This is a genomic window from Streptococcus constellatus subsp. constellatus (genome assembly GCF_023167545.1).
Classification (GTDB): Bacteria; Bacillota; Bacilli; order Lactobacillales; family Streptococcaceae; genus Streptococcus; species Streptococcus constellatus.
This window is the reverse complement of sequence record NZ_AP014647.1, coordinates 1,749,573-1,764,972: the sequence shown is the minus strand read 5'-3', so window position 1 is coordinate 1,764,972 and position 15,400 is coordinate 1,749,573. Positions and strand designations below refer to the sequence as shown.

Sequence of the window (15,400 nt, the reverse complement as noted above, 5' to 3'; positions counted from 1 at the left end):
TGATTTATACAATGTTATGGTTCACTCTTTTGAGATGAAAAGAGTACCGATGATAATCATGATACTACATAAAATCAACTTTATGTCAAAATGTCCACCAATTAGTAAGATACTAAAAATAATAGCCCAGATGGAGTAGGTGACATTCATTCCTGTTGCTTTGACGGGTCCGATTGTATCAATAGCTTGATAGTAGAAAAGGTAGGATGTAGTACCGATAAGCGCTAAAGCGATGATAGCAAAAGTAATAGGACGACTTAATACGCTGTAAAAATTAAACAAAGCATGTCCTTCAAAAACGATAAAGAAAAAGTAAACGATACTGGATACCCATTGCCGTATGAACAGTGCTTCTTTTGGAGTAATATCATCTTTCATACCATAGGCGCAAATAACGCTTTCTGATGCCCAACCGCCAGCACAAATACAGGCCGCGATGAAACCCCAAACTGCTTGTTCATTTAAAGAGTTAAGCTGAGAATATCCTAATATACTGATAGCTAGTACAGATAGAAGCAGTCCTATCCACCCTTTTTTGGTTAAATAATCCTTTAAAAATAGAGCTCCTAAAACGGCAGCTACAACTGGATATAGAGCGGAGATACTTGCAGTATATCCAGCTCCAATTGTATCAATGGCATATAAATAAGCACGCATGCCAATAGGACCGCCAAATAAAGCAGCAAACATTACAAATAAAGCACTTTTGAGTTTGAATTTTGAAATAGTCGTTCGTAGTTCACCTTTTATACCCTGCAAAAGTGTTAAATATAAAGCAGAAAATAGATCATGGAAAAAAGCTAGAAGTAACGATGCAGCCACTAAACGTTTGTCAACCAATGAAAATGGAACGGCGAGTAACACCCATCCATTAAAGGCTGTATCTGCTCCCCATAGTAGTCCCGATAATAAACCACTGAAAATTCCTTTACGATAAGAGTTCATGATAATCCTCTCTTTTTTCTTGATACAAGGTCATATTTTTCCAAGCGCGCTCCAGACGGTCTTTTCCATAACTACCAAAGTTATCGCCTCTACTTTCTTTAAAAATTGTCCAAGCTGACCAGACAAAATCAGAACAAATTTTATAAGCAAGAACTTTTAATTCAATCAGTGGAGGAAGTTCTTTGGTTTGATAGTAAGTTTCTAGTAACTGTTGCTCCTGAGCATTTGTAAAATTACATTCAATACTATGGTTCGCTAAGTCCCATACAGGGTCATTCATTCCAGAGTATTCCCAGTCAATTAAAAAAGTTTTTCCTTGATTATCTTTAACAAAATTTTCTGGTACAGTATCAATATGGCATGGTTTTTTTTCAATTCCCATTTTTAATAAATCTTTTTCCAAGGATAAAACGAGAGGTCGTAAGACCTGGTATCCTTCATAATAAGTGGCAGCCATTTCATCTGCTAAATGCTCATATTTTTCAATTTCTCTAAATACATTAAATTCATTACTGAACTCTAAACCAGAATGATGTAGTTTTCTCAGTAAATTAGTTGTTAATTCCATATTTTTAGGATAAGCCGCTGTTACTGGATTCAGTGTTTCTGCACCTGTGATAAATTGACTAATTTTAGTTCCTGTTTCAGCATCAAAATAAGTTGTCTCGACATCAAGTCCCAAAATTTGAGCAATGATGCTGTTTTCTTTTTCAGCTGTACGATCAATAAAGCGATCGGTCCCATTTCCAGCAATTCGGACGATAAAGGATTGTCCATTTAGAATGACCTTATAATTTTTATTGGTCATGCCACCGGCACTTTCTAATAAATCAATATCTTTATCTGTAACATCTAGTTTATCTTTTATGAACGTGCGAACAGTGTCAATTTCTAATCGTTTTTCTTTTTGAAGAATGCGTGGGTAAATGATTTGTGTGACAGATTTTATCTGTGATTGATCATCAATTTCTCCCCAGATAAAATCATCTACGCGGACATATCCTAAACGATAATCTCTAGCAACATCCATCATGATATACTCATAATTAACAAGAGGATTTTCATTTTTTGAAAAAATAGTTAACATTTTTTCAAAAAAAGGAAAAGAGAATTTAGACATTCCAATCATCTCTCCATCAATATGATTAAATTGATGGATATCTTTGCTTATCTTAGAAATTTGTTCTCCTTGAATTTCAACCATAGCTTCATCATAATTTTCTCGGACACTAGTAATTAAAACACTGCTAGTATCGTTAGAATGAAGAAGTCGTGTCAAGCCACGTTCTTCAAATACTAGATCTCCTTCAATCAGTAAAAAATCATCATTTATAAAGGATTTTGCTTTTGCTAAAGAGGCCATTGTTCCGGTCGTTTTAAATTGTTGATTAACAACTATGTGTATCTGAGGATATTTTTTTTCAATCGGAATTAGCATTTCTTTGGCAAAACCTACAACTAATACGATATTGGTAATACCTGATGAAATCAATAATTGAATACTTCTATCTAAAATGGTTTCATTATCTAGAGGTAGTAATCCAACAGGAATATTAATTTCTTGTGCTTGTCCAGCTAATAGGATGACAGCATTCGTGATAACTTTTTTATCATTGCTCAATGAAATTTTTTTTTGCTGTTCTTCTCTTAAGAAACGTTCCAATAGCTGTAAGCCAGCTTCAGTCAAATGATAAATATTCTTTTTTCTCTTTTCGATTAACAAGTAGTTTTCTTCTTCTAATAATTTAAGGATATTGTTAATTTTTCCCAGAGAAATATTAGTTTTATCTGATATTTCTCGTTGAGACAAGTATCTATTTTGATTGAGTTCGTATAAAACAGTAAACAAGTCATTCATGGCGCACTCCTTTGTTCATTTTTTGAACAATTATATTGTAATCTTATTTTAAACTTTTGTCAATACTTTTATTAATTTGGAAAAAATATACCAGAAAGCAGTGGTGAAAGAATATATTTGTAAAATAAAAATTCTTAAATCCTTTTTATCTGATTTAAGAATTTCACTAGTAAAAACATGTAATTATTTATAGAAAATAAAATAGGCTTAAATTTCATTGCAAGTAAATTTTATCATCCTTCAATACTAAAACAGCCGGCATAGGCAGTTGTTTCCAAAAGTTATAATTGATGGTATCATCAAAATAGTTGAGTAGGATACAAACCAGATTTCCGTGTGAGCTAATGATAATGTGTTCGTTTTGATGCAGTTTTTCTAAGTCTTGTAGAAAAGACAGGACTCGTTTTTGAGCTGTGAGATTGGATTCACCGCCTGGTAGAGAAATAGCAGGATTTTTCCAAAGTTGTTTCAGAGTAGCTTCAAATGCTTGGTCGGAAATACTTTGACTGCTTAATTTTCGTTCAATCAGGCGTTTGTCCAGCTGAATAGAAAGTCCCAATGTTTGAGCCAAAGGCTCAACGGTTTCAATTGCCCGCTTGTAGGGGCTGGAATAAATAGCAGAAATAGGTTTGCTTTCTAACATGTTTAATTGCGAAAGAGAAGCTTGTCCTTTTTGTGATAAAGGACGACTCCATTCGTCGGGGCTATAAATAGAATGTGCATGGCGGATTAAGTAATATGTGTTTTTCATAAATAATATTGTATCAAAAAAGAAATGTTGTTGATAGTTCATTATTTTTTTAACATAATGAAATAATAACTCCTATTTAAGAAAAATTTTAACTTTTCCTTACGGATGGTTAATAGGGGCTTGGTATACTTTAGTCAACCATTAAAAATAAATTAAAGGAGTAATAATATGGTTGCCAAAAATCATCGTCCAAATCATGAAAGATATACCAAATGGTCTATTCGCCGCCTGAGTGTGGGTGTAGCTTCGGTTGTTGTGACAAGCGGATTCTTTATTCTCATTAGTAATCCTGTAAATGCACAAGTTGGTTCGCAAAACAAGGTGGTGACAACAACCCCTTCAAATAGTTCGACAGATTTGCAAAAGCCGATAGTAGATGCTAATACAAAGCAAACTGAAAAAGCAACGGCTGGAAAGCAAGCAACGCCAGATACAACGAAGCCTTCACAAGAATTAGCTGGAAAAACAAATCAAGCACCAGATAAGAAAGTTCAAGAAAAGCAAGAAGTTACAAAAGAAAACAAAGTTGGCAAAACGATTGCAGAGGCTGCTAAGGAAATTCAAAAAGCAACTGAAAAAGTAGTAAAAGAAGCTACTTCAAAGGAAGAGAAGGATTCTTCATTGGATCAAGCGAAAAAATCAGTTTTAGATAATATTAAAAGTAATATCAATGTTCCTGCCTCTTACCTTGATAATGCTACTTATCCAGGACCTTTTACAGCAGGTGTGAACCAAGTAATTCCGTATGAACTTTTTGGTGGAGATGGGATGTTAACACGTCTTCTACTCAAATCCTCAAATGGAGCACCATGGTCAGATAATGGCACAGCAAATCATGCAAGCTTGCCTCCTTTTGCTAACATTCCGAAGGGTAAGTATTTTTATCAGGTATCACTTGGAGGAAATGCAGCAGGCAAGCAAAATAAAGAATTGTTGGATCAATTGAAAGCGAACGGTACACAAAGTTACACCGCTACCGTAACAGTTTATGGTTCAAAAGATGGTAAAGTTGACTTGAGCAATGTGATTGCGACTCGTCAAGTGACGATTAACCTTAATAGTTTGAAATCTAAAGCAGATCCTTCATTAGAACAAGCGAAGAAATCTATTTCAGAAAATATTAAAGAAAGTACGGATGTCCCAGCGTCCTTCTTACAAAATGCGAACCATCCTGGTCCATTTACAGCTGGTGTGAATGAAGTGATTCCGTATGAACTCTTTGGTGGTGATGGCATGTTGACGCGTCTTCTACTCAAATCCTCAAATGGAGCGCCATGGTCAGATAATGGCACAGCAAATCATGCAGGCTTGCCTCCGTTTGCAGGCATTCCAAAGGGCAAATATTTCTACCAAGTTTCATTGGATGGCAATGCAGCAGGCAAACAAGGTAAGGCACTTTTAGATCAACTAAAAGCCAACGGCACTCATACTTACACTGCGACTGTTAAGGTTTACGGTGCAACCAAAGATGGCAAGGCTGATTTGAACAATGTGATTGCGACTCGTCAAGTAAAATTGAACTTAAATGGCACAACAACAGCGGACCAAATTAAGAAATCCGTCTTAGAAAACATTAAAGAAAGTACAGATGTTCCAGCGTCCTTCTTACAGAATGCGAACCATCCTGGACCATTTACAGCTGGTGTGAATGAAGTGATTCCGTATGAACTCTTTGGTGGTGATGGCATGTTGACTCGTCTTCTGCTCAAATCATCAAACGGAGCACCATGGTCAGATAATGGCTCAGCGAATCATCCAGGTCTATTGCCACTAGCAGGCTTAGGCAAAGGCCAATATTTCTACCAAGTTTCATTGGACGGTAATGCTGCAGGCAAACAAGGCAAAGCACTTTTAGATCAACTAAAAGCCAACGGAACTCATACTTATACTGCAACTGTTAAAGTTTACGGTGCAAAAGATGGCAAGGCTGATTTGAACAATGTAATTGCGACTCGTCAAGTAAAATTGAACTTAAATGGCACAACAACAGCAGATCAAATCAAGAAATCTGTTTCAGAAAATATCAAAGATAAGATTGATGTTCCAGCAAGCTACTTGAAAAATGCAGTCTTTCCTGGACCATTTACAGCCGGTGTCAACCAAGTGATTCCGTATGAACTCTTTGGTGGAGATGGGATGTTAACACGTCTTTTACTCAAATCCTCAAATGGAGCACCATGGTCTGATAACGGTAAGGCAAAGCATCCAGGTCTATTGCCACTAGCGGGCTTAGGCAAAGGCCAATATTTCTACCAAGTTTCATTGGACGGTAATGCTGCAGGTAAACAAGACAAAGCTCTGTTAGAACAGTTAAAAGCCAATGGAACACATTCGTATAAAGCAACTGTTACAGTCTATGGTGCAAAAGATGGCAAGGCTGACTTAAGCAATGTCATTGCAACCAAATCTGTCACAATTAACCTAAAAGGTGAAAAGAAAGCAGAAGCTAAGCCAGAAAAATCACAACCAGGTCAAAATGGTCAAACACAAGACCAGGGCAAAAAAGCAGAACATGATGGAAACGAGCATTCAAATAAAGGCGGAACACCTTCTGCGACATCTTCAAAAGGTGGACAAGCTAAGGCAAGTAAAAAATCGCTTCCTAATACAGGTCAAAAATCTTCTCTTGGTTTGACAGTTCTAGGGCTTCTTGGATTAAGCTCAGCAGCTATTCTAGCACTTGTCGGAATAAAACGCAGAGAAAAGAAATAAGCCTCGCACTTTGTGAGCGATAATGCTTGAATCAAGTATAGGAATAGTGTTATACTTTTTCATGGTATAACACTATTTTTCACAGTAGAGGTAAGGATATGACAAAGAGAATTTTGTTAGTAGATGATGAAGTAGAGATTACCGAGATTAACAAGCGTTATTTAACACAGGCAGGTTATGAAGTCAATGTGGCGCATGATGGACAAGAAGCTTTAGAGTTGTTTCAGAAATATTCAATTGATTTGATAATTACAGATATTATGATGCCTAATATGGATGGCTATGATCTGATTGGGGAAATACAATATCTTGCTCCAGACCAGCCTTTCCTTTTTATCACGGCTAAAACATCTGAGCCAGATAAGATTTATTCTCTCAGTATGGGCGCGGATGATTTTATTACCAAGCCTTTTAGTCCGCGGGAATTGGTTTTACGAGTCAATAATATCCTACGTCGCATTCACCGTAGTGCGGGAGCAGATGAAAAACTCCAACTAGGAGATTTAGAGATAAATTATGAAACACGCAAAGTGACAGTTCACGGACAACTATTGATAATGACCCTTAAATCGTTTGAACTACTATGGATTCTTGCTAGTAATCCTCAGCGTGTATTTTCAAAGACAGAATTATACGAAAAAGTTTGGCGAGAAGATTTTGTGGATGACACCAATACGCTAAACGTACACATTCATGCTCTGCGGCAGGATTTAGCTAAGTTCAGTACTGAAAAAACGCCCACGATTAAGACCGTCTGGGGTTTAGGGTATAAGATAGAGGTTTAAAATGAAATTAAAACACTTTATTATTGTGGGATACCTCATTTCCACAACGATCACGGTTGTTGCAATCATCTGGTCTGTCAACACCATGCTGATTTCAAAAAGTGATATTTATTTTATTATTGGTATTAGCATTCTGGCTAGTATTACAGGGGCATTGGTTAGCCTTTTGCTGTTGAGCCGTGTCTTTCTCTCTTTGGATAAATTAAAACAGCTCATAAAAGGAATTTCTGACAAGAAGTTTGCAACAGTAAATGATATAAAAAATCCAACTGAATTTAAAGAGCTGGCAGATGCCTTTAATAATATGTCAAGACACTTGCAAAGTACCTTTACTTCGTTGGAAGAAAGTGAGAAGGAAAAGGGTTTGATGATTGCACAACTATCGCATGATATCAAGACTCCTTTAACTTCCATTCAGGCAAGCGTGGAAGGAATGCTAGACGGTGTGATTGCAGCAGATGAGCAGCGACATTATCTAAAAACTATCAGTCGCCAGACTGATCGCTTGAATAAACTAGTGGAAGAATTGAGTTTCATTACCCTGAATACAATGAATCAGCCAAATGCGCCGCTTGAAAAAGAAGAGATTTTTCTGGATAAGCTACTGATTGATATTATGTCAGAATTTCAGCTGGCTATTGATAAAGAGGAGAGAGATATTCAAATTTCTGTGCAGCCAGCATCGGCAAAGATCATTAGCAACTATGACAAGTTATCACGAATTATTCTCAATCTTGTCAGCAATGCCTTTAAGTATTCAGAGGCAGGAACAAAGTTAAGTATTGATGCAGTTGTCGAAAGTCAGCGTTTGACTGTCAGTGTTACGGATGAAGGACAGGGCATCAAACCAGAAGATTTAGACAAGATTTTCAGGCGCCTTTATCGAGTGGAAAGCTCGCGCAATATGAAAACAGGCGGGCACGGTCTAGGGCTTTATATCGCACGTGAATTGGCACGCCAATTGGGTGGTGATATTTTCGTGCAAAGTGAGTATGGACAAGGTAGTAGTTTTTCGCTTGTATTAGATTTATAAAATGAAAATGAGATAGACTAGAAAAATGAACATTTCCGGTTTATCTCACTCTTTGTTTTTATTAGTTTGTTTGTTGCTCAGCTAGAATGACTTCAAAGAGAAGATTTCCAACTAAATTGAACATTAAACGCGAACGCAATTTTTCGCGTTTTTTTGGTGCATCATAGACAAAAATCATGTGATCGCTGATTTTAGCGAGAAGATGGTTTCCTAAAGTGGTGATTGTAAGAACAGTTGCCCCTTGTTCTTTTGCCTGTAAGATACTGTGGTTGACGTCTTTATTGCTGCCACCGAGTGAAAAGACGATAATCACATCTTTTGGTGTAGCAATGTCTTTAATCCGGTCAATGCTGTATTGCTCAAAGTAATCATTGGACCAAATATTGATAAGTTTGAGTTTTCGGTTAAAATCACTCATAGGCATGTAACTAGATCCTACTCCGATGCAGAAGATCCTTCTAGCTGAAAGAATTTTAGCCGCAAAAATCTGAAAATCTTGTTCAGACAAGATGGATACGGTGTGTTCAAATTCGACTTGTACCTGTTCTTTTAATTGCTCAAAAGAAGTTCGTTCAGACTTGGCTTGCTCTTTTTTTAGTTCTTTTGATAAGCGTAAATCATAGCGTAATTCATTATAAGTTTGATAGCCTAATTTTTTACAAGCACGAATGACAGTGGAAGAGGAAATAAAAAGTTCGTTTGCAATGGTCTTTAATGTGATTGTCTCTACTTCTTTCTGACGCATGAGGTAGTCAATGACTTCCTGCTCATTTACAGACAATCGATCATAGTGTTGTTTTAAATTTTTTAGAAACATAAAGCCTCTTTTCTAAAACCTTGTTTTTAGAAAAACGTTTTCTACTTAGTAAAATTTTACCGAAATAGTCAAAATTATGCAAGATAGAAACTTCTTTCTAAAAAAACGTTTTCACGTTTATTTTTGTTAAAATGAAAACAGAAAAATACAAGGAGCAAAAAAAATGAAAGAGAAGAATAAATTTATCTCTGCCTTTGAGCAATTTGGACGCTCATTCTTACTCCCTGTTTCGGTACTGCCCGGTGCAGGGATTATTCAAGGTATTGGTACAGCTTTTACCAATGAAAACACACTCAAGATGTTCCCATTTTTGAACAATGCAGTTTTTCAATTTGTCATGAAATTTTTCATTGCGCTTGGTGGTACAGCTTTTAGCAACTTGCCTGTTATTTTTGCAGTCGGAGTTTCAGTTGGTCTTGCAAAACGGGAAAAAGGGTCGGCAGCTTTATCTGGTTTGTTAGGTTTTCTTGTTTTGCACAATGTTTTGAATTTCTTATTGAAAATCAGTGGAAGGCTAGTCAATACTGCTAACTTATCAAGCGGTGCAGCTAAGCTAGCTTTATCAAATGCCATGCAGACAAAGGTTCTAGGAATTCAAACCATGGACCTCAGTGTGTTTGGAGGGATTATCGTTGGGGTTTCTGTTTACTTCATTCACAAATGGGCTGTGAAACAAGAATTGCCAACCATGATTGGTTTCTTCAGTGGACCTCGTTTCGTACCAATTGTCACTATGGTGGCGATGTCCTTTGTAGCCGTTGCAATCTTCTTTATTTGGCCGACTATTCAAGCAGGCATTAGCGCAGTGTCTATCCTCGTTTTGAAGTCAGGCCCGATTGGCACTTTCTTATATGGATTGATTGAGCGGGCTCTCTTGCCGTTTGGTTTGCACCATGGTCTCAACTGGCCGGTCCGTACGACAGAGCTTGGTGGCTCATGGACAATTGGTGGTAACCATGTCGTTGGTACGGTCAATGCCTACCTTGCTTCTTTAGCGGATTCTTCAATCAAGTCTATTGACCCATCTATTACGCGTTTCAATGGTGGTAAGTTTGTTTACTTCATGTTCGGTCTTTCTGGTGCTGCTTATGCTATGTACAAGACAGCTTCTCCAGAAAAACGTAAAGTAGCAGGTTCGCTTCTCTTTGCAGCAGCCGGAACTTCATTCTTGACTGGTATTACAGAGCCAATCGAATTTACTTTCCTTTTTGTGGCACCAATGCTTTACGCTGTGCACGCTGTTTTGGCAGGTTCTGCTTTGTTTGTTATGCACATGCTGGGTGCTGGTGTAGCAACTCCTACTGGACATGGTTTCATTAACCTTGTAATCTACGGTGTGTTGCAAGGACCTAAAACGCACTGGTGGCTCGTCTTCTTAGTAGGTATCCCTTATTTCTTCCTTTATTATTATGTTTTTAAATTTATGATTTTGAAATTCAACTTTAAGACTCCAGGTCGAGAAGATACGGATGAAGTCAAGTTGGCAAGTAAGCAAGAAGCGCGTGGTAAATATGGCTTGAAGATTCAAAATGTCGGTCAAGCAGCTCCGCAGGATACAGCACCTATTCCAGAAAAATCTGAAGGGAAAGAACTTAGCAAGCAAGAAAAAACGCACCAACAGGCTCTCGGTTTGATTGCAGCCCACGGTGGTCCAGAAAATATTGTTGATGTCAATGCTTGTATCACTCGTTTGCGGATTGATGTCAAGGATAAATCATTAGTGGATAAGGATACGATTGTCAACCAATATGAAGCACTTGGTTTTGCTGAAAATGGCATGCAAATGCAATCTATCTATGGCGCTTATGCCAATGTTCTCAAAATGGAAATCCAAGACATTCTAGGTTTAGAGGAATAGCCATGGCACATAAGATTTTATGTGTAACAGATTTAGACGGAACTTTTGTGAAAAATTCTGTTGATGTTAATTCAGTAGACTGGCAAGCTTATCAAAAGTTGACACGTTACAGTGACTTCGCTATTGCTACGGGTCGTTCTGTCAAGGAAATCAACTACATTACGCAACGTAATCAGCTTCATTTAAGCTATGCAATCGGATTTAACGGCGCCATGATTGCTGAAAATGGGAATATATTATTTTCTCAAAAGTTGGCATCAGCAGATGTACAGGCCTTGTTAGACTACCTCAAAAAAGAAAAACTCGTTTTTGATGCACTTGATGGCGAAGAGAGAATTGGCAACTTTGACCATGAGGACAATCGGCGTTTGTGGAATATGCCCATTCTTTGCTTGGAAAATCCTTATGATCTGGTTCGGCAACGTCAGATTTACAAGTTTAACATTCGTCCAGAAGCAGCGAAAACGTCTGTCTATGTAAAAGAATTAAAAGAACATTTCCCCCACTTAGAAGTCTATCAATCAGGGAGCACTCGCATAGAAGTGACTGCGAAAGATGTTTCAAAAGGTAGTGGTTTACAGCTTTTGAAAAAGCATTATCAACTAGTTGTGGCATTTGGCGACTCTGGAAATGACATCTCGATGTTTGAAAAATCCGATATTTCCTATTGTATGACACATGCCTCAGCCAATGTCCAAGCGGCTGCCACCTATGTCGTTGATAGCTTTGCAGACGCAGTCAAGCATTTGGAACAATTGCTGAGTTTATAAGCTTCAAATTTAGAATAAAAAAACAAAAGCAGACTAGAACTGATCTATTGTCAGTCTTGCCTGCTTTTTTCTTTTGGAGAAGGCGAGAGATTCTTTAGTTTTTATCTAAAGATAGGATAGTTGGAGATTTTAGTAAACAAAATGTAGGCGGCAAGTCTTGTATAAAACATATACTTGTTAATCAAATAGATGATATAATCTAATTAATTATAAAAATTTAAAAGAGGGAAGACCATGACCTTAGTTAATAAATTTGAAAATGCTATAAAAGAGTTAGAAGGAGGAAGATTTCAAAAACTAGGTGATGCGTACCTAAGAAGAAAATACGATTTTAAAATTGTTTCATTAGGTTCACAAGAAGGAACAGATAAAACAACTAAAGGGACTCCAGATTCTTACGCTGAGGAAGATGGTAAATATATTTATATTATGTATGGCACCCATAAGTCTGTAATATCTAAATTAGAAGGAGACATTCAGTCAGTTAAGGAAAAAATTTTAGAGGAAAATATTGCTGAAGATAAAGTTGGGAGACTTATTTGTTGTCATACTTCTTCAAATATAACAATTAAACAAAAAGAAGATCTAGAAAAAATGGCTGAGCCTTATCAGCTAGAATTGATTGGAATTAATGAAATTGCTAATGATCTTACAAAGATAGATTTTCAATATTTAGCAAAAGAGTATCTATCAATCAGTGAATCTACAGAGCAAGTTTGGTCTATCAATGACTTCATAAGAATTCATGATGAGAGTAAAACTAATGCTCCTATATCAAATGACTATATTGGAGATGTAAGTGAAATTATAAATACCATTAAATCAAGTGAGAAACGAATCTTCTTAATATCTGCTAAGCCTGGAACAGGGAAAACTAGATTAGCAATTGAAATTTGCTCTTTGCTCGACCGAAATAAATATAACATTATTTGTGTTAAGAGCAACAATCAAGACATTTATCAAGATGTAAAACGCAATCTAAATTTACACAAAGAAAATATTGTTTTTATTGATGATGTTAATACTACACAAAATTATATTTCTACACTTGGGCTACTGAACACGACTAGTAATATTCAGTTTATTCTTACGGTACGTGATTATGCTAAAAAAGATGTAATCAATAATATTAAAGTTTATGGGTACAATAATATTGAGCCAGAACTTATAAAAGATGATAATTTTAAGGAATTACTCAATCAATTCTCTCGAAACGATTTTACCAATAAAGAAATAGAACATATAAAAACGATATCTAAAAGCAATCCACGTATTGCAGTCATTGCAGCGAAGTTATCTAGCTCTCGGGATTTGACTAATTTTAATGACGAGATTGATATTTTAAAAGATTACTATGAAGAAATTTTAAATAAAAACAACATTATTTATGCAGAACAAAAGACTTTATTTATTTTATCTTACTTAAAAAAGATTAGACTGGAAAGTTTAGAAGAGAACCAGGAATTCAATAAATTACTAAAAATAACTGATATAACAAATACTGACTTTAAGAGTGCAGTGGAGAAGCTTCATGAGCGAGAGTTGTGTAATATTTATAACGACAAAATTGTAAAGATAGCAGATCAATCATTAGATGATTATATAGTTATCAAGTTTTTAATTAATAAGAAAATATCAATTTTAGAAATTTTACATGAGTTATATCCAGTAAACGGTCAAAGAGTTGTTCAAATACTAAATCAATGTTCCAATTTTATTAGGAAAGAGAGTGATTTAGAAGGCGTTTCTGATGCAGTTAAATCATATTATTACAATGAAAGTAATTTTGAAAGTGATGAACTTAAAGAAAAGTTTTTAATACAATTTGGAGTATTACTTCCTTTAGAAGCAATTTCACACGTTAAAAATAAAATTGATAATATAGAGTCTCAGGCTTATACAAAGACTAATTTTATTAATCAGAAGGATAAAAAGGAATCTATTGAGGATTCAGTTTTAAATATTATATTTGTAACTACACGGACAAAATATTGTAGTCAAATTCTCCAATTATTGTTAAAGTACTTTGATAAAAATCCTAATAAGATTTCTGAGGTTTATAGTATTCTTGAAGCAAACTACGGTTTGGTTACAGAAAGAGAATATATTGATTATACCTTAGCTGAAAATACCATTTCTGAACTTGCTAATCTTGATTTGACAAAAAGTTATAACCAAGAATTAATCGTGACAATTTTGAAGCAGTATCTTAAAATTGAAATCGAAAGAACAGAAGCTCATGAAGAGACATTTACATTTGGGCGCTATAAAGTCCCAGATAGTGAAAAATTAAAACAGTATCATAGAAGTATACTAAAACTTTTAGCGAATTTGTATAATATAGGGAGTTATGAAACTCGATTTTATATTGAGAAAATGCTATATGATTACAGAAGAAAAATTTTGACCTATTCAGAAAGTCATTGTAATATTATCCTTGGAGATTTGAGAAATATTAGGAAATTATTTTTTAATGACATTAAAAACTTATCTATGATTGGAGAAAAAATAGTCTATGCTTTGCATAAAGCTGAAGTGAAAGAAAACTTACCGATTGTTTTTGATGATTATATAATTTCTGACAGACAAAAAATATATAATAATTTAACAAATCCTAACCATGCTTGGTTTTATGAGGATGATGCTGAAATTAAACTACAACAAATTGCAAATAGCTATTCAAGCAATTTGCAAAATATTTTCAATTTTGCAAATCAATTTAAAAATAGCTTGTTTATGAATGATATAAATATTGAACTGGTGCTATTTAATATGTTTTTGCTATTAAAAAATGATAATAAGATAAAATTTTTAAATTCTATGTTTAAATCAAACTATCATTTTGAAAACAGGACTCCTATTAGTTTTTTAGAAAATATTGAGAAAAGTTCAATGCGGTATGTTATTGCATCCTCTCCAGAATTAGAAAAATATGAATGGGAGCTTGCTTATTTAACTCAACTTGAAAAAGTAAAAAATGAAGATTTACAAACATTAAAGAGTATTCTAGAAGCTAATTCTTTACCATGTTATTTTACAATCTTAAATTTTGAGAGATTGATTTTGAAAGATCCTAGTTTAAAAGAGTTGTTAATACAAAAAGCGGTGAATAATAATTTTGTTATTTTTGATTTTATAAGAGAAGAAGAGGTGCCAAAATTAATAAATCTAATTGGAGAAAACGATTTAAAGTCTCAGTATTTAATCAATTTAGGGAGCAGTAAGGATCACACCTATAAGCTTTTTCAAAAATTAGGAGAAAATGATATTAATTTTGCGGTAGAAGTATTGAAGAAAATTGATGAGCTAAAAATGGGAAGCTCTAATTTAGGATACATGGTATTACATACTATAAATGGATTTAGAGATAAGAAAGAAATTTATAAAAAGTTTATCCGCTTTGCAATAAATAGGCCATATTACTACTATAACAATATGCTTGATGATATTCTAAAAAATGACAGTCAGATCATATTAGAAATGCTGGAGGAAACAAACAATGAGCAATTTGCAATTAGATTAGTCAATCTAGGTGTAGAAGTTATAGAAGATAGTAAGCAAAGATTACTATTATTTAAACTGCTCAAATCGAAAGAATTTGGTAAGAAGTCTTTTCAAGAAATACATTTTAGTCCGTATTCATATTTATTTACTGGTAGTCACGTTCCGGTCTTGGAACTAGAAAAAGAACTCTTAGAAAAGATCAAAGAAATATTTGAAGCTGATATAGACTACATTAACTTGCTAATATACTTGGATAAACTAATAGATGGCAAGCGTAAAGCTATTGAAAGAGAATTGGAAAAAGAGTTTTAAGTAAATTATTTTCCACATCGCCTTTTCTGTCTTTGTCCGCCTTTCGTGTTATAAT

10 protein-coding genes are annotated in these 15,400 nt (G+C 35.0%); 6 read left to right on the top strand and 4 right to left on the bottom strand.

Translation table 11 applies throughout. The features are described 5' to 3' along the window. Positions 1-21: 21 nt before the first annotated feature. The 3 genes from SCSC_RS08715 to SCSC_RS08705 form a co-directional block, all read right to left on the bottom strand. Positions 22-945 carry a DMT family transporter gene (locus SCSC_RS08715; protein ID WP_006270512.1) on the bottom strand — a complete coding sequence of 308 codons (924 nt, stop codon included), beginning with the start codon at positions 943-945 and terminating at the stop codon, positions 22-24. After that, positions 929-2,803 carry an NTP transferase domain-containing protein gene (locus SCSC_RS08710; RefSeq protein WP_006270515.1) on the bottom strand — a complete coding sequence of 625 codons (1,875 nt, stop codon included), beginning with the start codon at positions 2,801-2,803 and terminating at the stop codon, positions 929-931. The genes SCSC_RS08715 and SCSC_RS08710 overlap by 17 nt, the downstream gene beginning before the upstream one ends. Before the next feature lie 214 nt (positions 2,804-3,017). Then, the gene (locus tag SCSC_RS08705; RefSeq protein WP_037566115.1) at positions 3,018-3,554 is read right to left on the bottom strand and encodes a histidine phosphatase family protein; all 537 of its coding nucleotides are present in this window, start codon (positions 3,552-3,554) and stop codon (positions 3,018-3,020) included. 168 nt (positions 3,555-3,722) lie between these two features. Between SCSC_RS08705 and SCSC_RS08700 the strand changes: the two genes are divergently transcribed. The 3 genes from SCSC_RS08700 (at position 3,723) to SCSC_RS08690 (ending at position 8,084) form a co-directional block, all read left to right on the top strand. Then, positions 3,723-6,266 carry an SSURE domain-containing protein gene (locus tag SCSC_RS08700; protein ID WP_006270487.1) on the top strand — a complete coding sequence of 848 codons (2,544 nt, stop codon included), beginning with the start codon at positions 3,723-3,725 and terminating at the stop codon, positions 6,264-6,266. Positions 6,267-6,364: 98 nt separating this feature from the next. After that, positions 6,365-7,051, top strand: a complete 687-nt coding sequence (locus SCSC_RS08695) for a response regulator transcription factor (RefSeq protein ID WP_006270478.1) — start codon at positions 6,365-6,367, stop codon at positions 7,049-7,051. A gap of 1 nt (position 7,052) precedes the next feature. Further along, a complete protein-coding gene (locus tag SCSC_RS08690; RefSeq protein WP_006270476.1) occupies positions 7,053-8,084 on the top strand; it encodes a sensor histidine kinase in 1,032 nt (343 codons plus the stop codon). A gap of 61 nt (positions 8,085-8,145) precedes the next feature. Here the strand turns inward: SCSC_RS08690 and SCSC_RS08685 are convergent, their stop codons facing one another. Then, positions 8,146-8,901 (bottom strand): MurR/RpiR family transcriptional regulator, encoded by a 756-nt coding sequence (locus SCSC_RS08685; RefSeq protein WP_003034801.1) that lies wholly within the window; start codon positions 8,899-8,901, stop codon positions 8,146-8,148. Between the two features lie 163 nt (positions 8,902-9,064). On the opposite strand from SCSC_RS08685, the gene SCSC_RS08680 reads away from it, so the two are divergent. The 3 genes from SCSC_RS08680 to SCSC_RS08670 all read left to right on the top strand — a co-directional run bounded on the left by SCSC_RS08680 (position 9,065) and on the right by SCSC_RS08670 (position 15,345). Further along, positions 9,065-10,759: a PTS transporter subunit EIIC gene (locus tag SCSC_RS08680; protein ID WP_006270482.1), complete on the top strand. Its 1,695-nt coding sequence runs from the start codon at positions 9,065-9,067 to the stop codon at positions 10,757-10,759. 2 nt (positions 10,760-10,761) lie between these two features. After that, entirely contained in the window at positions 10,762-11,529 is a 768-nt protein-coding gene (locus SCSC_RS08675; protein WP_006270479.1) for a Cof-type HAD-IIB family hydrolase, read from the top strand. A 234-nt stretch (positions 11,530-11,763) separates the two neighbouring features. After that, positions 11,764-15,345 carry an nSTAND3 domain-containing NTPase gene (locus tag SCSC_RS08670; RefSeq protein ID WP_006270490.1) on the top strand — a complete coding sequence of 1,194 codons (3,582 nt, stop codon included), beginning with the start codon at positions 11,764-11,766 and terminating at the stop codon, positions 15,343-15,345. The last annotated feature ends 55 nt before the right edge of the window (positions 15,346-15,400 follow it).